Below are 20,512 nucleotides of genomic sequence, written 5' to 3' on the forward strand. Positions count from 1 at the left end.
CCAAAAGAAATCACTAAAATTCCACAAGAATAATAATAAAATGAAAGCAGCGCATGCGGGAGATATATACATTTCACAGTCCTGTAATGTCAAAAAAATAGCATTTAAACTTCACTAATCAACAGACGTAACATTATATAATAGTAAAATGGGGTTTAATCTCAAAATCGATTCTTAATTCAATAAGGTAGGCTCTAAAAACGTATCAAGGGCTGCGGTCATGTCCGTGGAAAGCGTCCGCTCGCAATGGAATGTGCGATCAAGTACATATTCGAGTTAAGAACTTATAAATAATAGACACAACTTATTCTATACTAACGGGAGTTTATGATGAAAAATAATGTTTGGTCTCGTTATGGAATTCTTTTAATAGGTAGTTTTTTCTTTTTATTAGCATTGCGTTTAATTTGGTTAGTTATTTTTTATCCAATACAAATAGAGGTCCCTGACAATACTTCCACAAGTATCGATTACTCTCTTATTGAAAATAATGAGCTACTTCACCTACAAGGTAGCAATGAGCAACCGATGCACATTTCATTGGATTCTTTTCCGGGCGAAGCAACACTTCTGTTCTATATTCCCAAAAGTGAATTTAAAACAGAAGTATTTGTGAATGATCAGCTTGTTAGTCAACCGTCCGAAAAATTTGGCACAACTTATAGTGCTTATTTAGCAGAAGTGACGCTTGATGAACCAAACTTTACATTAACTGTTTCATCCAACGAAAACCAACATACGCTATTGTTTCATAAGCCTATTATTATGAGTTCTGTACAAGGGTTAACAAATCGCATTAATTTGATTAATACATTAAATTTAATCATTTTAATTACGCTTTTACTCAATATTACTTATAGTCTCTTCATCTACTTATTTATTTATCGAAATCGTATCGTCTTAATCTATTCGATTATGTACATTTTTCCTTTTGCAGATGAAATCTACCGCTTTGTAAACAGTTTATGGGGTGACTTTTTACTTCCTTATTCATTAGAAGCAAAATTGACCTCTATTTTATATTTGTGTACCGCCTTTTGCATCGTTCGCTTTGCCCAATTATTACCGGCCCATACAACAAAATTAAAATATCAATCACTTATAAATGGGTTATTTAGTATATTTTTATTTATTTTGCTCGTGATACCACTTACTTATAAAGACTTCGTAGATTTTCTATTAATACCCTTTTATATTATATCGGTTTTATATACTTATAGAGCGGTTTGGCGTGTTACCGTGATTACCGTCAAAGAAACATACTTTTTACTCTTTGCTGGAATGGCTGCTTGTTCTGGTTTACTATGGCTAGTTATTAAATCTCTACTTCCTTATGAAATACCTTTTTATCCGTTTGATTATTTAAGTATAGAGATTGGCATTGCCTGCTTTTGGTTTTATCGATTTTTTATTACTAACGAACAAATCAAATTATATGCAGCTAAGTTACAGCAACGGGACCAAATGAAAGAAGATTTTCTACGCCAAAGTTCGGAACGTTTGTATAATCCGTTAAACTCACTTATTTTTGAGTTGGAAAATGATAAAGTCGATTTAGCAAAATTGAAAAGTATCGTACAAATGATGAATTTTTCACTCGGCCATTTATTCGATTATACGCAAATCCAAAATGAAACGATTCATATCGAAAAAAAATCGATTTCGGTTACGCCGTTACTTTCGTATTTATTAAGCTTATTGCAACCATTTGGCAAAGCGCATCATATTACGCTGACATTTAACAACCCTAACAAACTACTCTATGTTATGGGCGATGAGCAAAAGTTAAGTCAAGTATTCATCAATCTCCTTAACAATGTCTTGATAAAGCTAAAAAGTGGTAGTGAAATTACTATTGAAGTACAAGAGCAAGGAGACTATGTTTCCATTTGCATGTCAGGGATGTCTAGTGAAATTTTGAGTGAACTCGATCAATTAACGATCGAGGTATGTCAGCAGCTACTTGCGATGCAGCAAGGCGAACTTATTTTTAATCACTTGACGCTAGAAATTCGTTTATTAAAAAGTGTAGAAAAAGAACATTGGCATGTGGAGTTAGACCAATGGATTATGTCTGCTGAATATAAGGGGAAAATTCTTTTGTGGTCCGAAAATCATGCAGATAACGCGTTCCTCTTGGCGCTTCTATCTTCACAGCATTATCAACTTACTTTGGCCAATGAATCCGATTTTTGGACACATTTAAAAACGCTTCAGTATGATTTAGTCATAATTGATTCGATGGTTTCAGCACATTCATCATTAGAAATTATTAAAGAAGTTCGTCAAAATTTTTCATTTGTACAATTACCTATTTTATTCCTGACAGTACAGGCACATAATTTAGAACTATCTACCATATTCAAGTCTGGTGTGAATGATTATATTCCGAAACCCATTCAGCCTATTGAATTGCTATCACGTACCAAATCACTCATTACGATGAAACAAATGGTAGAAAACGAGCTTCATTTAGAATCAGAATTATTACGTGCACAAATTGAACCACACTTTTTATTTAATACATTAAATACCATTGCTTCATTAAGCACGATCGATCAAGATAAGATGGTTGATTTACTACACGAGTTTGGCAACTTCCTTTCTAGTTTATTTGATACGCGTATACAATCTCGTATGATACCGCTTTCCGATGAAATTGAGCTGGTCAAATCTTTTGCCTTTATCCAAGAGCAACGGTTTATGCCTAACTTAAAAATTGTCTGGGTACTGAACGATACACCCTATGATGCTATCAACATTCCCCCTTTTAGTTTGCAAACACTAGTTGAAAATGCAATCCGACATGGCGTGCATCCAAAGGGAAGTGAGGGAACCGTCACTATTAGTATGTGGAAAACAAAACAACAATTTTTCATTCGTGTAGCAGATGACGGTGTAGGCATACCGGCCGACAAACTAGCCAATATCATTGAAACGAGTAGTGGACTAGGGTTGCGAAATACACTCGAAAGACTCCGACATAATTTAAACGCTACACTGCAAATCGACAGCACGGAAGGACTCGGGACAATCTGTACAATCAGCATTCCCCTTCACTATGAACAACATGATTGAAACGTTTCTATATGAAAGAAACGCTAGTATTAGCCGAAGCTTTGAAACGGGATGGACGGAACAACAAAAGAAAAGCGCTGGCGCTACGTACTACTCAAACTACTAACATTTATACTTTCTTACTTTTACAAAAAAGATGGTGCCCCCAAAAAGACACCATCATCGAAATTGAAACGTACTCTATAATCTAACCTCATCATAAGATAGATGGTTAAAATGACACTAAGTGAAGTGGTGGCTCATCCCCCACTTCACTTTTTACTCTACTGCTTGAAACTTTTCTTTTAAAATGTAATATGATTCTTTCAGACGCTCTTTACTCTCAGGTAATGACCAAGTAGACCATTTATAGCGAGAAATAGCGTTATCGGGCAGCGTAGCAACCTTTTTGCCGTTTTCTATGAGCATCATCCCAATACCAATCCCGTCCAAAATCTCATATGTCATCTTCTCATTTGTGTAAAAATCGCTCCAAGCTTCCATCCTTGATGGATCTGTCATATTCAACAGTAACCATGGAATACGGATTTCGACAACCCCATCTTCTTCATTAATTTGATAATCAGCTAATGAATCATATTCATCACTTGCTGGGTTGGCATTACCTCGACGAAGTACACCTGTTTCATAATTTTCAAGTGGGAATGTTTTGTTTAAAACCGGAACTGTTAATTGCTTATTTAATACATACATTATGTTGTTAAACTGACCGCTATTTTTTATAGTGTTCCTCTTAAACTCAATCATCCCCAATTTATGGCCATATTGATATTGATATATATCATAATAGGCATCTACTTTTATACGACTATTCTGGTCATCTTTTAACTCTACTAGGAAGTCCGCTTCAACAGGCAATTCTATCCCGTTATAAGATGTGTTTCCTTGGTTCGCAACCGTATCAAAATAAATAATAGGATAGCGGCTACTGTTAAACGTCGGATGATCCATATCAAAGCGAATGTATAAATAACGCTCATCATAGTCTACATACATTTTCTCAAGCTTTTCCCCGTTATCATAGAAAGGCTGAACCCCGAACCAATCAGATGTATCACCATCTACTTTTCGCTTCAACGTATCAAAGCTTAAAATACCAAATTGCTGTTCATTCGTTTGAGCATTAGACCAGTAAGGACGTTGATCAGGGTTATCTAAGTCCATCGTATTCCATGTTCTTTTAAACCATTCGTCTTGCCAAGTAAATACTAAGCCCCCTAGCATTCCTTCATGTAAAATATCTTCAAATAGACGCACTAATATTTCACCTTGTTCATCTTCTGCGATAAAGCCTTGATTCCAGCCATTTACATTTTTATGTGTTAAGCCGCGCGATGCCGGAATACCGAACTCCGAAATTAACACAGGTATCCGATGTGCTGCATGTAAATCTTCTAAATATGCAGCATAGTTATTCTTATCTCCACGATGATCAATATAATTAGCGTATTTAGGCGTATAATTTAAGAAATCTGGATAATACGGATATACGTGATATGCCGCAAACTGCCCAACTGCTTCTGTTTCGTTTTTTACGTAAATGACATTCGGATTTACCGATGCGTAATCTTCTTGTTCGCTCGGCTCATAAGGATGATCCAGCAGGTCTGTCGTTACCCAGTTTGTAAAACTAAATGGACGAATCCAGCCGTATGTTTCTGCCTCATACTGCGCCGTAAATTCAAATTGTTCGGCTAACCAAATTTCGAACGGAGCTGCATCTTTTGTCGAGAAGAATTGACCATTATATTGACTTTTGTCTACATGCTTTTGATTTGTTCCTTCAACTGTATACGGGTACCATTCAATGCCAAGCATCCACCCAATTACATACTGGGAAATATCCGCTGAATACGTACCATATGCATGTCCTGGTCGTTGTTCAATCACTGTATTTCCATGAATGACATCCACAATACGTTTTATTTCTGCTTGAAAATTGTCAGTCGGTTCCCCATAAACATCGAGCGCCTCTTCAAGTGGTTCTTCATCAATCCATACACCATGGAGTACATAAATAGGATTCTCGTGTGTTTCATTATATTCTTTTAACGCATTGTAGAAGCCTGGTGGATGTAATGTATACACACGGACAGTATTAGCGCCCATTTCACCAATGTATTCAAACCAACGCGCATACTCTTCTTCTGTAATACCTGCCTCACCTGGGAATGTTCCGGGATGCGCCATGCCAATATTGAAACCTTTAATCGTAATTGGCTTCCATTTCCCATTCACCAACACTTCATATTGGTCACGAATAATACGTGCATTATAAGATAAGTTGTTTACCTTTACAGGCTCAACTGATACTGGCACTTCCACGACTCGTTCACTATGTTTCGTTTCGTGAATAATTCCTTCTAGCATGGCGTAATAATTATGCCAATAAAATTTATCGTTCGAGATGAATTTCTGTAGTGCAATATACCCTTTAAAATAAGGAATACCGCTACTTAAATCTTTTTCTGAGAAGTTTCCAGCTAGATAATAAAGGTTACTTGCCTCATATTGTTTAGATGTCGCCGCAACAAATGAGATCGGAATATTATTTTGCTCCAGTAAAGCTTGCTGTTCTAGCGTTAAGTCCAAATCAAAGTATGCTAGCACCTCTGCATCTATACTTTGTGAAATATCCATCCAACCACTAAATATCTCCGATGTGCTAAAACCAAATAATTTTTCGCCAACAGACGTTGTTTTTACCCTTACCTCTAAATCGTCTTCTAGTACAATTGCTTTCTCTTCACCCTCATGATAAAGCACTAGACCACTTCCAGTATAGGGCTCCTTTGTGAATTCGAGAGCATCTCCTAAATCCTCAAAGTATTTTGCTACCCAACCACTATAAGAAATCCCTAATGCACTCGCTAACTCTTTCTGCACGCTCTCACTCGTATTAATATTAAAGCTATTTTGCTCAACGACAAGCGTAGCCGGTGTTTTTTGTTTTAAGCGTGTTTCAATATTGCGCCAAGCATTATTTGATAAACCACTGTAAAGGGTACGCGTTGAATCTTGATCGCCCCATGCTAAATCTTTCTCTTTAATACCATACGTATTCGATAAATAGATCATGTCATATGTATCGTAACGCATTGGGAAATCGTTAAACGTGATATCTTCCTTATGTGTAGAAACAGATACTCCGTAATAATGTGCAGATGCATCATAAGCTTCTTCACTATCACTTGTTATTTTCGTAATATTTAACACTTCCGTAATCCCTGCGCGCTCTTTTAATTGTTCATCATTTGAACTAACATCTAAAATCGCAACATTTAATACAGTAGATGGCTCAAAAAATCGCCAAACCCAAGGGATTGACAGTAACAATAAACCCACTACTACACCTATTATTTTTTTCATCGTGTCCTCCTTTAAAATAGGCTTTCTAAAAACATTTCAGCCCCAAATAGATCAATTTCAATTATATAAATACCTAAAAAACAAATATGTAAAAGAACTTTTAACAATGAGAAGAAAATAACAATGATGACCCTAATTCTAACGGGACTAGCTTTTACTTTTCTTTCTTTATCTTACATAATAACGCCCTCCTACAATATCCTTAAATTTTATTACATATTTTTCGAGTCATATCCTACATCATTCCCTCCAAAAATTGCACCACTATTCAAATTACTGCTTAGTGGCATTATTCATTAGGTTACTAGCTTATTATGACTAGCACTACTTAAATTCTTCTTATTTTTTGAGTTCAAGCATTCATAAAATAGGGGATTTTTTTATGAAGCTCATAACCTCACATTTAATATATAAATTCCAATTAAAAATTTATTGACAAAAAATGCTATTGATTATAAATTTTCTCTCACTCTAAATGTAACAACAAAATTAAATATTTGTATATTTTAATGTTAAATACATCATTAAATGATAAATTTAATATAAATATATCTAACTCTTTTTAAAAAAAACATTTTTTACATGCATATATTCAATCATTAATAAAATACAATGATTTTAAGTGTTATTTAAGCACTTTCGTGCAATATATTACTTACTTGACTAATCTAACCTTTTAGGAAGTGTATACTTTCATATGAAAAAATTATTTTTTATTGGGATTATCATCATTTTATTTTTCTCACCTAGAATCTACTGGCAATTTAAAACGTCCTATCCACTGGATATAACGATTATCGATAAAACTGTACCCGTAGATGATTACCGTGAACATCTAGGGTTATTTTGGGTACTTACGAACGAAAAAGTTACCAAAACAGATGGTGAACTTTATACCATCACCAAAGATTATTTTGGCTATGATCCAAAATATAATGAACCTATGAATGAATATAATGTCAATCGGGAGGTCGACTTAATTTATATTGCCGATACGTATGGTGTATATACAGACGATTTAGAAGAAGTTGTTGATGGAGATCGTTCTCGAAAAATATACGGTGGTATGGAGGTAAGTGAATGGGAAGCCATTTTGCGTAGTAAAGGGGAAAATACAACTCTTATTGCTGAATATAACTCATTTGCAACACCGACTGAAGAACATCCTCGTTCATTGATGGAGGAAACATTAAGCGTTGATTGGAGCGGGTGGTCTGGGCGCTACTTTGATGACTTAACAAGTGACGAAGTACCTCAATGGCTGATTACAAACTACGAAAACCAATATCAAAGAGAATGGCCATTTAAAGGAGCTGGACTTGCCTTTGTGCATATTACAGACAAAGTCATTGTACTAGATCAATCACAATTAGAGGAGAAAGTATTGTTTACATTAACAGCTGAAGGGAAAGAAAAATTCCCTACTGCTCACAATACTGATTATCCATACTGGTTTGATATTTTAACACCATTGAATGATGCAGTTGTTTATGCGGAATATGACTTACATTTATCAAATATGGCACTGGAAGAACTAAAGCAGGCAGGCATTCCAACAACATTTCCTGCTATTATTCACAACAAAGAAAATCATACGTATTACTTTGCCGGAGATTATGCGGACTATACGAAAGATAACTTAATGAAATGGCAACGAAGTGACTTCTTAATGAATATTTTTTCGAATGACACATCGAATTTCTTCTGGACTGCTTACGTACCTATAATGCGCGTCATTTTAGAAGACGTAAAAGCCTTGCCCAACATTAATAGAATTGAAAGGAGATAATGGTTTTGGATAACTCACCTATACTAATAAATGATTATCATGAAACAACGGAGTACGAAAAGCTATGTATGTTATTTCAAATGCAACAAGCATACGTAGACCGAACAAAAATCACCTTTTCTATTCTCTTACTACGTTGGCACCCTACTTGTAAATTCCCTAATATGACACAAGTAGAACAGTATCAGTTACTGTATGATTATGTATCAAAGCAGATACGAAATTCTGATAAAGTTTTTAAAGATACTGAAGGCGAGTCCGTTATTATTATGCTTGCATTTAGTGGCAATCAAGAAGCCAAACATTTCTTAAATCGCTTGTTTAAAAGCGCAAAAGATTATTTAGGGGACATATGTGAAGATGTCATACCAGGCTTTCTTGCTACGATTAGTGAAATTGCAAACTGCCGTTATACGTTAGATGAAATTTTACTAACAAATACTCAGTATGTAGATAAAATAAGCAATCAACAAATAAACACCATATTATCGATTAATGATTTTTCACAATTTGAAACCGAACACATTAAAGTAAGCATCATTGAAGAAAACCCAATTACTGTATCAATCTTGTCGAACTTACTTCATAAGATGAACATTTCAAATTTCGACTTACAAATTCAAACATTTACAGATGGCTATCAATTTTTACAGTCCGATTGGTATAAATCAGGTCATACCCATATCGTCTTAGTAAATGACATTTTACCGCGTAAAAATGGCATCGAAATTATGAACTACTTGCGCAGCCTACCAAATGACGAGAAATATATTATTATGCTTATGTCAAAACGTGACTCTGAAGATGCGATTATATACGCATTTGACAATGGAGCAGACGCTTACTTTAGTCTCCCATTTAATTTACGATTAGTTGAAACGCAAATTAAAAACATATTAAGAAGGCTACGCTAATGATTACTAATAGTACACTCCTTTATGCACTAGTCATCATCTCTATATTGCTTTTACTAATTAGTTGCATGTTCCTATACTTAGTTGTCATGCGGATGCGCCAAACCTATCGTGAAAAAATGATTAATGCTTACATTAAAGAGCACAAAGACAATTGGTATCGCTACTTAGTACTTGGTCAAGATATTGAGCTTTTCTCAAAATCACACGCCATTGATTCATATACGAAAGAAGCCATTGACCGGATATTTATAAACTATGTTACGACCATTAATAACGAAGATATTATAGAGCGTATTTCATATTTTTCTTATTTAAATTTCCAAAAATACTACCGAAACATGTTACAACACCGAAATTGGGGAGTACGTATGAACGGTTTATATCGTACCCTTGATTTTCGCCTTACATTTTTAGTTCCTGATGTAGAACATCTCTTAAAAAATAAAAAATACTCAACAGAAGAAGAATATTTACTCATGTTGCGTATCGTCGCTATTTATAATAAAAACTTGTTTTTAGCACACTTTTACAAACCCGCATATCCATTTAAAGAATTCGAGTATAAAACGATACTCTCTCATTTAGATGACCATTATATTGAGACATTCATTGCGTCATTTGATACATTATCACCGTATCTACAACTTTCACTGTTAGACTACTTGAGCTTTGATTCGAAAATGGATATTTCTTATTTGGCATTTTACGAAAAGTTATTATCCCATTATGAAAATGAAATTCGTATTCGTGCATTAAAAGCGATTAGCCATTTCGGAATGATTTCTTCTATCCACCTTTATAAACCATTTATCCATTCACCCTATTGGGAAGAAAGGCTAATGCTTGCAAAATTACTTGTACATGCAGAAGAAAAAGATGCAAAACTAATATTTGAAAAACTACTTCAAGATGAATCATGGTGGGTACGTAAACAAGCGGCTGTTTCATTAAATAACTTACGCTATGGTGTTGATATATTGCAAAAAATAGCCGAGCAACAAGAAGACCGTTATGCAGCAGACATGGCGAAAGAGATTTTACAAGTGGGGTAATCATTATGGATATATCAACAGTTTTTATCTGGTTACATGAATTTTTCGGCTATTTTATTATGTTTTATATGGTACTCATTATCGCTATTTATTCGTCTATGCTCATTTTCGCATATATGCATATGAAGAAAAATTTACGCTTAGATAAGTTTGTCGATAATGACAAAAGTTTAAAAATGATTTATTCAAAACCTGTCTCAATCATTGTACCAGCCTATAATGAAGAGCTCGGGGTTGTAAATACGGTCCATTCACTATTAACATTACAATACCCACAATTTGAAATTATTGTTGTAAACGATGGTTCAAAAGATCAGACACTTCAAACCGTTATTGACCAATTTAAAATGAAGCCCGTACTCCGCACCATTAAACGTGAACTACCAACAAAGGAAGTACGTGGCGTGTATGAATCGGAAATACATCCAAACATTGTGTTAGTTGATAAAATCAATGGTGGTAAAGCAGATGCACTAAATGTTGGGATTAATATATCAAAATACCCTTACTTTTGTTCCATTGATGGGGATTCAATTTTAGCCAGCACTTCTTTATTACGTGTTATGCAGCCGATTGTATCTTCAAATGATGATGTCATCGCAGCAGGTGGTAGTGTTCGTATTGCTAACGGTGCAGATGTGCGAATGGGCACTGTTGTGAATTCTGTTGTACCAAGTAATCCTTTTGTTATTATGCAAATTATTGAATACTTACGTGCATTTTATATGGGGCGTATTGCGTTAAGTAAATTTAACCTCGTCCTCATTATTTCAGGGGCATTTAGTGTATTCTCAAAAAAATGGGTTGTGAAAGCTGGCGGTTACTCGGTTAACACGATCGGGGAAGATATGGAGCTTGTTGTAAAGTTGCACCGCTATATTATGGATAATAAGCTAAAGAAAAGAATCGAATTCGTCCCCGACCCTGTTTGTTGGACCGAAGCACCCGATAATATGCGCGACCTTCGTACACAGCGTCGACGCTGGCATCAAGGATTACTAGGGAGCTTAATGTTGCATAAAGTTATGACGTTTAATCCCAAGTACAAACAAATCGGTATGATATCATTCCCCTATTTTTGGCTCATTGAATTTTTTGGTCCAATCATTGAATTGTCAGGGTATATCTATATCATTATTTCTTTTATGGTTGGTAATCTTTATTTAGATTCCGCTATTATTTTAACGACCCTATTCCTTATTTACAGTTCTTTTTTATCCATGTTCGCCATTTTGCTAGAGGCATGGAGTATCAATACTTACCCGCGCATTCGAGATAGTATTAAGCTTATTTTCTTCTCATTAACAGAGACTTTTTGGTTCCGTCCTCTGACAATTCTTTTTCGTTTAGAGGGGATTATTTATTACATTCGCGGACGTGAAGATTGGGGACAATTACAAAGAAGAGGGCTATCAAAAGAACAAAAAAATACAGAAAAGGCGGCGTCTGAAAAGACATTTTGAGACACTACCTTTGTGGCGGGAATGATGGTATTTTGATACGACCACCGCAGGAGCAATATTTCTTAGTAGATATTGATCGAGAAGTGAAGGGATGTCCAGAGTAAAAACTGGGCATCCCTTTTCCTTATTCCAATCCATGTTCCTCCAAAATCCTCCCCAACAATACCTCGCAACCTTCCACACAAAGCTCATACGTTTCTTGGAAATTACCTGTATACCATGGATCGGGTACATCTTTTTTATGGGATGTCAAATCTAAAAAGCGGAATATTTTCGTATCTTCATATGCACGTAACATGTCACGAGTGTTTTCTACATTGCTCGCATCCATACAGACAATATACTCAAATTCTAAATCAGACGTTCTCAGTTGACGGGATACCATGCCACTTGTAGAAATACTCATTTCCTTTAATTTTTCACGTGTTCCTTTATGTGGTGGTTCTCCCGCATGCCAATTACTTGTCCCAGCAGAATCTACTTTAATTTGCAATGTTAAGCCTCGCTTTTCAACTAAGTCTCGCATCACAGCTTCTGCCATTGGGGAACGACAAATGTTCCCTAAACAAACAAATAGTACTCGAATCATTTCTATCCCTCCATCGATTCATACGAAAAACACCCTTCTATAAGAGAAGAGTGTCCTTCTTTATTTTTTCTGTTCCAGCTCTACTAGTAGGCGCTGAAATTCCTGTTCTAAAAAATGTGTGGCTTCGTCTCGTGCTTCCTTGCCACCTCCCACGGTAAATGGTTTACCGTAAATTAAATAACCTTTTTTTCGCTTCAATACACCACCGATATCTTTCGGTCCAATATACGCCGCGGGAACGATTTGTGATTTAGACAGTTGAGCAATTGTGATAGCACCTTGCTTTAAATCATTGCTCTCTGCACTACGTGTACCGCTCGGGAAAATACCCACAATTTTCCCCTCTTTAATCAGTTGACGTGGAACTTTAATGACGCTTGGCCCTGGATTATCACGGTCTACAGGAAATGCGTTAAGACGTTCGATTAACCACCCAAGTCCCTTTATTTCAAATAATTGTTTTTTCGCCATAAAATGAATTTCACGTGGATGGATCGATACGCCTAAATTTAAAATATCTACATACCCATTATGCGTACACGCGATTACAAAGCCACCATCCTTCGGCACATTTTCAAGCCCATATACTTTTGCTTTTGATCCGTTCACCGCTAAAAACATTTTGACAATATTCGCCGCTAATTTATACAATGCTCATTTCCTACCTTATCTACTTTAATAATTTCATTTTACTAAAAAAGCATGTTTGCCTCAATTAGTTATATTGCTTGGTAATTTCCTCAATTAATCCTGGAAGCCATTCCGCTAATTTGCTAAAAATAAAGCCCGCTTCTTCTGCTTTCGTTACTGTCATATACCAAGATGCTGGAATAGCATAGGGTGAACGAATTTCATCATTACCTACAAGAGCAATCTTCGCTGTTTTCCCCGTTGCCTGCTCCACAAGTATTATTAAATCCTTTAATGAAATTGTACCATGCGCTGCTGCATTAAATGGCCCTTCCACATCCGTTAACCCTGCCCACTGCAAAAATCGGCCCGCTTCTTCTGCTAAAATGAAGGACATTTCGGCGTCCATATTGATAAAACCAATTGGCTCTTCATTTGCTACATGTTTCACGTGAAAATGAAGGCGCTCCGTATAATCATCTACCCCCATAACAATCGGGAACCGCACAGCTACTACCGGGAATTGTGCATAGTTGAAAAATACAGCCTCTGCTTGACGCTTTCCTTCACCATATGAAAATTCTTCCGTTTCACCCATTTGAATATCGTAGGCATATGGATTAAAATCCTCTTCTGATTTTGCTAAGCCATCTGCTGCATATGTTGCAAGTGTTGAAGTAAATACAAGCTTGCCAATGTTACCATTAAAAATATCACAAAATGCTTTCGCTTCATTTGGCGAGTAGCAAATATTATCGTATACAATATCGTAATACTGACCTTCTACCGCTTTAGCAAATGCTTTAGTATCACGACGATCCACTATAATATGCTTTACCTTTTCTCCGAATGGATTGGCTAGTTGTCCACGTGTCACGATTGTGACGTCATGCCCTTCTGCTACTAACAATTCCACTAACTTACGCCCGAAAAAACGAGTTCCTCCCAACACTAAAATGCTCTTCATATAAATTTCTCTTCCCCCTATAAAACGACCTTCCCTATTTAGTATGCTACTTCTAACCTTTTTACGATTTATGAGTCAGTTTATCGTCTATTACTTCACACACCCAATTAAAATATTTAAATCAATCGTAATTTCTGTTATGACGATTTCAGCTTTATTTTCGATATGCCAGCCCATCGGTGTCATCTGTAATAACTTTGGCACTACATCTGCCGATAATGGCATCGTATACGTAAGGCGCTCTATCTCAACTGCGTCAAAGCTTTCCTTAAAACGCTCTACCGTTTGATTGTTTGTATAGTTTTCCTTTTCCGAATCAGCAAATGCTTGTTGGCGTAATTCCTTTAAATAGCCTTCCTGTGGCACGACTTTAATTACTTTTCCACCTGGCTTTAGGAGGCGCTTAAATTCATCATAATTCGCCGGCGACAAAATATTAAAAATCGTATCAAAACTTCCCTCGTGATAAGGGCTTTTTGCTAAATCGCCCACACACCAAATTGGTCCTACATGAAACTTTGCTGCGGCTAGGATACCCTCTTTGGCAATATCAATACCAACACCAATTGCCTCTGGTTTTTGCACCATAATACGTGCCAAATGTGACCCTTCTCCACAGCCTGTATCTAAAAAATGTGTACCAACTGCAAGTATTGCTAATCGCTCTTGTAATGGATTATATAAGCCGCTTGAAATAATATCGTGACGTGCTTCAAATAGCTCTCTCGAGTACATCGACTGTATAGGCTTCGTCATAAAGTTAATGTACCCCTGTTTGGCTACATCAAATGAATGATTACTCGGACAAATCACTTTTCCGTTTTCTTCAATGGTTACGGATTGTGTACAAATAGGACAAATAAAAATCTCTTGATTTACCTGCATGTTTTGAATGCATACTGCTTTTTTGGATAACATCATTTACTCCTCCAATACTAGTATGTATCATAACACGAAAGAGCTACTCCGTAAGTTTTCACTTACAGCGTAGCCCTTCTTTATTCTAAATATTTCACCTGTAACTCTGCACGTGCTTCTTTTGAAATGCTAAATTGATCTTGTAAGAAATCGGCTTCTGATTCATAGCGTTTATCAATTTCATGGAATACGGCATTTAAATATTTTTCGTTTGCCGACATGACCTCATAAAATGTGGTTAAATCCGCATCTGGATAAGCCGTTTTTAATTTTTGCGCCATTTTTGTAACCAATGGTGTTAACAAGCGATTTGTTAGTAAATACTCTTGCATAATTGTTTCACGTGGCACATCTAATAGCATTAAAATGAGCGTGCCACCAATACCGGTACGGTCTTTCCCAACTGCACAATGGTGTAATAAACCTAAATTATTTTCATTTTTCACCAATTGCATTAAACGCTGAAACGAAGGGTTATTAAATGGCATTTGAGCATAGAATTTTGTAAATTGATCTACATTTACTTGCTTATAAAAATCGAAATTAACGCTTCCGTCTTTAGTAGCACCCGGCATTTTAAATGAGGACGCGCCTTTTGCTGGTATACGAATATTTTGTATTCCTTCCATTACAGGCGTTGGATTATGTGTTGCCTCATGGTCATCACGATAATCAAAAATTGTTTTAATACCAAGCCTTTTCAACATTTGTTGATCTTGTAAGGTTAATTTCGCTAGATTGGCCGAGCGGAAAAATAAATTCCTTTTTACTAATTTTCCGCTATTTGTTTTATAGCCACCCATATCTCGGAAGTTTAAAACGCCTTCCAACGCAATGATTTGGTCCATACTTTGTGACATAAAACCACCTCCATCTATTAATAGCAAGACATTTCCTGGGGAATAATGTCGAAGTTTTAAGAAAGAATAACGGGTTTATATTCCGTTTCCCAGCGAATTTAGACAAAATATGAACTGTCTCCTACTCGTGGGCGTCTGCAAATACATTTTGAGATGCTACCTTTGCGACCATCGCGGTAGCAATCGTTCTCTTATCAAGTAGTGAAGGGGATGGTCAGAAAGCTTTTACTTTCTGGACATCCCCCTCCTTCAAAAATTAGTAAGCTGTCCAACCAGCATCTGCTGTTACAACTGTACCATTTACAAATGATGCATCGTCTGAAGCTAAAAATAATGCCACGCCAGCAATATCTTCTGGCTCTCCATTACGTGGATTAAATGTTGCACCAGCCATCGCCTTGTTTAATCCTTCTTGATTTGGATTTCTAAATGATGCACCAATGTTTGTATTCACACCACCCGGAGCGATGGCATTGCAACGAATCCCTTTATCTGCATACTGGAATCCTGTGTTTTTTGTTAAACCTACTACCGCATGCTTAGCTGCTGTATACGCAGCACCCGCACGTGAACCATATAAACCGCCCACTGAAGCGATATTTACAATGACACCTGCACCTTGTTCTAAGAAAATTGGCATTGCTTGACGTGTCGTACGCATAATGCCTGTTACGTTAACAGCAAACACTTTCTCCCAAAGCTCGTCTGTTACATCACCAACCGGAGCAAAATTATCCATAATACCCGCATTATTCACTAAAATATCTAACGTTCCATACGTATTTAGTGCTGCTTTAATCAGCTTATATACGTCACCTTCGTTTGATACATCTACTTCCACTGCGGTTGCTGTGCCACCAAATTTCGTAATTTCTGCCACGGTTGCACCTGCACCTTCTAACGTTAAATCGGAAACAACGACTTTTGCTCCCTCTTTTGCATAAAGAATTGCGATTGCCTTGCCCATTCCTGAAGCAGCACCTGTAACGACTGCCACCTTGTCTTGAAGTCTCATCGATAAAACCTCCTTGAAAGTGTATTCCTGTTACAGTTTTAATATTCGACTTTGCTTCACGTTTCCCTGCTTCAGTTCACCACAAGTTTAGGCTGCTTTTTGATTAATAACACAAACAGGCTCGCAAAACCGCAGAACCCCCCTGCTAATAAAAAGGCCCACATATACGAGCCAAACACATTATAAATGACACCACCTGAATAAGCCGCCACGCCCGCTCCTACTTGATGTGCGGCAACCATCCAACCGTACATCATAGCACTCTTTTGAATACCAAATCGCTGACGTGTTAAACCAACTGTTGGTGGAACCGTGGCAATCCAATCGAGCCCATAAAAAATAGCAAATACCATGAGCCAACCGTACGAGCCTGATTCCAATGCGAATGGTAAAAACAATAAAGATACACCGCGCAAAATATAGTACCAAAATAACAACCACCGATTATCGAAACGATCTGATAACCACCCTGACAACGTCGTACCAATCAAATCAAAAATCCCCATAAACGAAAGCATCGCAGCTGCTGTTACAACAGGAATCCCAAAACTAATACAATAAGAAATAAAATGCGTGCCAATTAAGCCGCTTGTTGATAAACCACAAATAAAAAAGCTACCTGCTAATAACCAAAACTCTTTTACACGTAGCCCCTCAAGTAACGCTGCAATGGCTACTGCAAATGGATTACCTGATGAATGGACTACTTCTTGCTCCATTTCCTCTTGCCCGTATGGTGGAAGATTCATATCACGCGGGTAGTTCCGCATTAAGAGCGCCATAATCCCTAACATGACGATACTTAATATAAAAATTAATAAAATAGCCGCTTGCCATGAATGTTTCTCAACAAGCGCCGCTAGTACCGGTAATAAGATAAGCTGTCCTGTTGCCGTTGCTGCCGTTAACATACCCACGGCTAAACCACGGCGCTTTACAAACCAGCGATTGGCTACTTGTGTACTTAATACTGTTAAAAAAAGACCTGACCCAATGCCAATGACAACGCCCCAAATCAAAATTAATTGCCATTCGCTCTTCATTACAAATGTTAATGCAAGCCCGATTGCTAACAATGTCATCGAGCCCATCATCATACGTTTCAATCCAAACTTTTCAACAAAAGCTGCCATAAAAGGCCCTGAAAAGCCATATAAAAATAAACTTACCGCAAAGGCAAACGATATCGCTGGACGATCCCAACCAAAATCCGTCTCAAATGGATCCATAAAAACACCAGAAGAAGACCGAATAATGCCTGCTACAATGATAGCTAAAAACGTAACAGCTAATATAATCCAACTATAATGAACTCTTCTCATACAACTCCCCCTAATAAAGCTATTGTACTAGATGGGATATTTGAAAATATATCATTTTTCCAAAAATAAAAGCCGGCCATACATATGCCGACTTTACTTAATACTTTAATTTTTGACGCGTGACTGCTACTAAAATCAATGCGGGAACCGTACATATTAACATGCCTAAAAAAGCAGCGCCCGGTTCGATTTCGTATAAATAACCACCTAAAAATGTAAGCAATGCCACACTTAAACTCATAGCAAATGCGGAATACATGCCTTGTGCTGTTGGAATTTGCGAAGCTTTTAATTTACTCGAAATGTATTGAATAAACGCGTAATGCGCAAAACCAAACGATACAGCATGTAATGCTTGTACTAAAATGAACACCCATACATTTGGGAATAGGAAAATAGCAACCCAGCGTATTGTCGAGCCAATTGCGGCTAACCCAAATAAGGTAGATGGGCGGAATTCTGAAAAAAGAGCATCTGCCTTTAAAAAGAAACCAATTTCAATAATGACCGCTACATTTAAAATGAGCCCGATATAAAAACTATTAATGCCTAAGTCATCTAAAAAAATATAACCGTAATTATAGTAAGAAGCATGTGCACCTTGTAGCAAAATCGATACCACTAATACAATCCCAAAGCTACCGGATGTGAATAATTCTTTTAACGAAACTCCTTCGTTTGTTTCCTTACGTTTGGGCTTGTCACTCAGCTTTGCAGGTGCGGCAATCCATTGTGACGCCACCATCATCAGCAGTCCCGCAATCATAATCCATAATACAGAACCAATCCCGAATAGCTCTGTTACACCACCAACAAAGACTAACGCAATCGTATAGCCAAGCGAGCCATACGAACGACTTTTGCCGTAGTGAATCTTTTCTGTCCGTATTAATACCGATGCACTACTTTCCATCCCTGGCATTAAGTTCGGATAAATCGCACTAAATAAGACCGTAATGACAAAAAGCGCTGTATACGATTCAAAAGGGATATAAAATAGCATTGTAACAAGTGCAGCAATTGCCATCCCGCGCATCACGACACTAATCGCATACAGTTTTGTCGCTATTGGGAATACAATGAGCATCGAAAGTGAGCGAGCGATCATCCCAGCCCCCATAATAATACTTGCTGCCGGGACCGATAACCCTTTATCTGTAATTAACCATCCTGTCCAATATGGTAAAAACACACCCCATGTAAAGAAGAATGTGAAATAGTTTAACGACAGCCATCTTTGACTATTCATGCATGAAACTCCTTGTTGTATAAACTTGCTTTATTTTAGCATAAGGTCTATGAAAACGACAGTTCACCCCATAATAGAGAAAATGAAACAAAAAAGAGAGGTAACATCCCCTCTTAGTTAATTTCTTAATTTGTCGCTGCTTGCTTTGTAGGCTGTTTAGTCGGCTGTTGTGTAAAGCTCATCAATCCTTCTAGTGCATGATACACTTTATCGATTTCTTCCTTCGATAATACTTCGCCACCAATTTGTTTTGTCCATGCCTTTAGCTCACACATTTTTATTACTTCTACATTTGGCGAATACGTTTCAATTTTTTGGAACGAACACGCATCTGAGAACACTGAAACAGAGCTATATACATCTTCATTCACATCTGGTAGTAAATCTCGTAATGTGTCAATAATACGATGACTGACCATAATCGGGTTCGTAAAAGGCTCTTGCTTATCACCATGTTTTACTTGTACCCATTCTACTTGATGTTCATCACCTGTAATCCAACCTGTTTTATGTACACTATCTATCACATAAATACCGGATTCGTGTACGAAAATGGCATCGACCGGATACGTCGAATTATTCACTGGTAACTGAACATCGATTAACACTTTATGCTCTCCAGGTACTCGATCTAATTGTGTCATAAGTTTATACAACTGGCCTTTTTTAGCATGTAACACGATATCAAAAAATGAATAACCTGTTAATTGACCGAATGCCGTTCCGTCGTGCTTATATACAAGTACAGCTACTGTTATGATTAGTGCGACTATAATGAGCGTAATTCCAATCACCATATCCCCTGCTCCTTACCGAGTATTTTTCCATTTTATTTTAACAAATCTAGTAAAGGCTGACTATGCAACAGAAGACACGAATGTAAAGTTATTACATTCTGTTTTACGGTTAAAAAACACAAATGTAAACTTTATCATATTCTTCAAATTACATGAACACTTCCGACATATGTAGCATTCATTTACTCCATTTATTTAAAATCAATTATTTTCATACGTGCGTTAATTTACCTTTTATTATTAAATAGAACATTAGAATACGTTGATTTCCGCTACGGTAGACTCGCTTTCCGCAGGCACGGCTTCAACTAATTTATTTCGGCTATTGCCGAAATAAATGGATTTTCAGCTCGTACTTTTCCTGCAGGAGTCGAGTCGCCTCCGCTCCAATCAACGAGCAAGTGCCCTTTATCAACCATTCCACTAAAAAATCACGCTAATTTTAATGTCCTCCTAGCGTGAAATAGCGAAATCCATATACAACTTAATTTAAAATA

At 36.8% G+C, this 20,512-nt stretch carries 15 protein-coding genes; 5 read left to right on the plus strand and 10 right to left on the minus strand.

The genetic code is table 11. The annotated features are described in order from the left end of the window. The first annotated feature begins 327 nt into the window (after nucleotides 1-327). Complete coding sequence (locus tag ACQQ2I_RS18885) at nucleotides 328-3,078, plus strand: histidine kinase (RefSeq protein ID WP_431028286.1); 2,751 nt, start codon at nucleotides 328-330, stop codon at nucleotides 3,076-3,078. A 258-nt stretch (nucleotides 3,079-3,336) separates the two neighbouring features. On the opposite strand, the gene ACQQ2I_RS18890 is transcribed toward ACQQ2I_RS18885, so the two are convergent. Continuing rightward, nucleotides 3,337-6,447 (minus strand): hypothetical protein, encoded by a 3,111-nt coding sequence (locus tag ACQQ2I_RS18890; RefSeq protein ID WP_431028287.1) that lies wholly within the window; start codon nucleotides 6,445-6,447, stop codon nucleotides 3,337-3,339. A gap of 697 nt (nucleotides 6,448-7,144) precedes the next feature. Here ACQQ2I_RS18890 and ACQQ2I_RS18895 point away from each other — a divergent pair. Genes ACQQ2I_RS18895 through ACQQ2I_RS18910 form a run of 4 tightly spaced genes read left to right on the plus strand, consistent with a single transcriptional unit; the run spans nucleotide 7,145 to nucleotide 11,668 of the window. Then, entirely contained in the window at nucleotides 7,145-8,236 is a 1,092-nt protein-coding gene (locus ACQQ2I_RS18895) for a hypothetical protein (protein ID WP_431028288.1), read from the plus strand. A gap of 5 nt (nucleotides 8,237-8,241) precedes the next feature. Continuing rightward, nucleotides 8,242-9,150: a response regulator transcription factor gene (locus ACQQ2I_RS18900; protein ID WP_431028289.1), complete on the plus strand. Its 909-nt coding sequence runs from the start codon at nucleotides 8,242-8,244 to the stop codon at nucleotides 9,148-9,150. Beyond that, a complete protein-coding gene (locus ACQQ2I_RS18905; RefSeq protein WP_431028290.1) occupies nucleotides 9,150-10,205 on the plus strand; it encodes a HEAT repeat domain-containing protein in 1,056 nt (351 codons plus the stop codon). The genes ACQQ2I_RS18900 and ACQQ2I_RS18905 overlap by 1 nt, the downstream gene beginning before the upstream one ends. Nucleotides 10,206-10,210: 5 nt before the next feature. Beyond that, complete coding sequence (locus ACQQ2I_RS18910) at nucleotides 10,211-11,668, plus strand: glycosyltransferase family 2 protein (protein WP_431028291.1); 1,458 nt, start codon at nucleotides 10,211-10,213, stop codon at nucleotides 11,666-11,668. A gap of 124 nt (nucleotides 11,669-11,792) precedes the next feature. On the opposite strand, the gene ACQQ2I_RS18915 is transcribed toward ACQQ2I_RS18910, so the two are convergent. From ACQQ2I_RS18915 to ACQQ2I_RS18955, 9 genes are all read right to left on the minus strand, one after another. After that, nucleotides 11,793-12,257, minus strand: coding sequence for a low molecular weight protein-tyrosine-phosphatase (locus tag ACQQ2I_RS18915; RefSeq protein WP_431028292.1), 465 nt, complete (start codon nucleotides 12,255-12,257; stop codon nucleotides 11,793-11,795). Nucleotides 12,258-12,317: 60 nt separating this feature from the next. Continuing rightward, nucleotides 12,318-12,908, minus strand: a complete 591-nt coding sequence (locus tag ACQQ2I_RS18920; RefSeq protein ID WP_431028293.1) for a lysophospholipid acyltransferase family protein — start codon at nucleotides 12,906-12,908, stop codon at nucleotides 12,318-12,320. A gap of 64 nt (nucleotides 12,909-12,972) precedes the next feature. Further along, a complete protein-coding gene (locus ACQQ2I_RS18925; protein ID WP_431028294.1) occupies nucleotides 12,973-13,854 on the minus strand; it encodes an NAD-dependent epimerase/dehydratase family protein in 882 nt (293 codons plus the stop codon). 90 nt (nucleotides 13,855-13,944) lie between these two features. Then, nucleotides 13,945-14,775, minus strand: coding sequence for a putative RNA methyltransferase (locus ACQQ2I_RS18930; protein ID WP_431028295.1), 831 nt, complete (start codon nucleotides 14,773-14,775; stop codon nucleotides 13,945-13,947). A gap of 77 nt (nucleotides 14,776-14,852) precedes the next feature. Then, nucleotides 14,853-15,632 (minus strand): tyrosine-protein phosphatase, encoded by a 780-nt coding sequence (locus tag ACQQ2I_RS18935; RefSeq protein ID WP_431028296.1) that lies wholly within the window; start codon nucleotides 15,630-15,632, stop codon nucleotides 14,853-14,855. A 256-nt stretch (nucleotides 15,633-15,888) separates the two neighbouring features. Beyond that, nucleotides 15,889-16,647 (minus strand): SDR family oxidoreductase, encoded by a 759-nt coding sequence (locus tag ACQQ2I_RS18940; protein ID WP_431028297.1) that lies wholly within the window; start codon nucleotides 16,645-16,647, stop codon nucleotides 15,889-15,891. A gap of 71 nt (nucleotides 16,648-16,718) precedes the next feature. Continuing rightward, entirely contained in the window at nucleotides 16,719-17,969 is a 1,251-nt protein-coding gene (locus ACQQ2I_RS18945; RefSeq protein ID WP_431028299.1) for an MFS transporter, read from the minus strand. A 97-nt stretch (nucleotides 17,970-18,066) separates the two neighbouring features. Beyond that, the gene (locus ACQQ2I_RS18950) at nucleotides 18,067-19,218 is read right to left on the minus strand and encodes an MFS transporter (protein WP_431028300.1); all 1,152 of its coding nucleotides are present in this window, start codon (nucleotides 19,216-19,218) and stop codon (nucleotides 18,067-18,069) included. A gap of 125 nt (nucleotides 19,219-19,343) precedes the next feature. Further along, nucleotides 19,344-20,015 carry a nuclease-related domain-containing protein gene (locus ACQQ2I_RS18955; RefSeq protein WP_431028301.1) on the minus strand — a complete coding sequence of 224 codons (672 nt, stop codon included), beginning with the start codon at nucleotides 20,013-20,015 and terminating at the stop codon, nucleotides 19,344-19,346. Nucleotides 20,016-20,512 lie beyond the last annotated feature (497 nt).

This window comes from Lysinibacillus sp. LZ02, assembly GCF_050613145.1.
GTDB lineage: Bacteria > Bacillota > Bacilli > Bacillales_A > Planococcaceae > Lysinibacillus_B.

Bases quoted from the DNA above. Each gene is read 5' to 3' on its own strand.
- ACQQ2I_RS18945 (WP_431028299.1), bottom strand. From the start codon at position 17,969: ATGAGAAGAGTTCATTATAGTTGGATTATATTAGCTGTTACGTTTTTA.
- ACQQ2I_RS18915 (WP_431028292.1), bottom strand. From the start codon at position 12,257: ATGATTCGAGTACTATTTGTTTGTTTAGGGAACATTTGTCGTTCCCCA.
- ACQQ2I_RS18890 (WP_431028287.1), bottom strand. From the start codon at position 6,447: ATGAAAAAAATAATAGGTGTAGTAGTGGGTTTATTGTTACTGTCAATC.
- ACQQ2I_RS18935 (WP_431028296.1), bottom strand. From the start codon at position 15,632: ATGTCACAAAGTATGGACCAAATCATTGCGTTGGAAGGCGTTTTAAAC.
- ACQQ2I_RS18910 (WP_431028291.1), top strand. From the start codon at position 10,211: ATGGATATATCAACAGTTTTTATCTGGTTACATGAATTTTTCGGCTAT.
- ACQQ2I_RS18885 (WP_431028286.1), top strand. From the start codon at position 328: ATGATGAAAAATAATGTTTGGTCTCGTTATGGAATTCTTTTAATAGGT.
- ACQQ2I_RS18925 (WP_431028294.1), bottom strand. From the start codon at position 13,854: ATGAAGAGCATTTTAGTGTTGGGAGGAACTCGTTTTTTCGGGCGTAAG.
- ACQQ2I_RS18905 (WP_431028290.1), top strand. From the start codon at position 9,150: ATGATTACTAATAGTACACTCCTTTATGCACTAGTCATCATCTCTATA.
- ACQQ2I_RS18940 (WP_431028297.1), bottom strand. From the start codon at position 16,647: ATGAGACTTCAAGACAAGGTGGCAGTCGTTACAGGTGCTGCTTCAGGA.
- ACQQ2I_RS18930 (WP_431028295.1), bottom strand. From the start codon at position 14,775: ATGATGTTATCCAAAAAAGCAGTATGCATTCAAAACATGCAGGTAAAT.
- ACQQ2I_RS18955 (WP_431028301.1), bottom strand. From the start codon at position 20,015: ATGGTGATTGGAATTACGCTCATTATAGTCGCACTAATCATAACAGTA.
- ACQQ2I_RS18950 (WP_431028300.1), bottom strand. From the start codon at position 19,218: ATGAATAGTCAAAGATGGCTGTCGTTAAACTATTTCACATTCTTCTTT.
- ACQQ2I_RS18895 (WP_431028288.1), top strand. From the start codon at position 7,145: ATGAAAAAATTATTTTTTATTGGGATTATCATCATTTTATTTTTCTCA.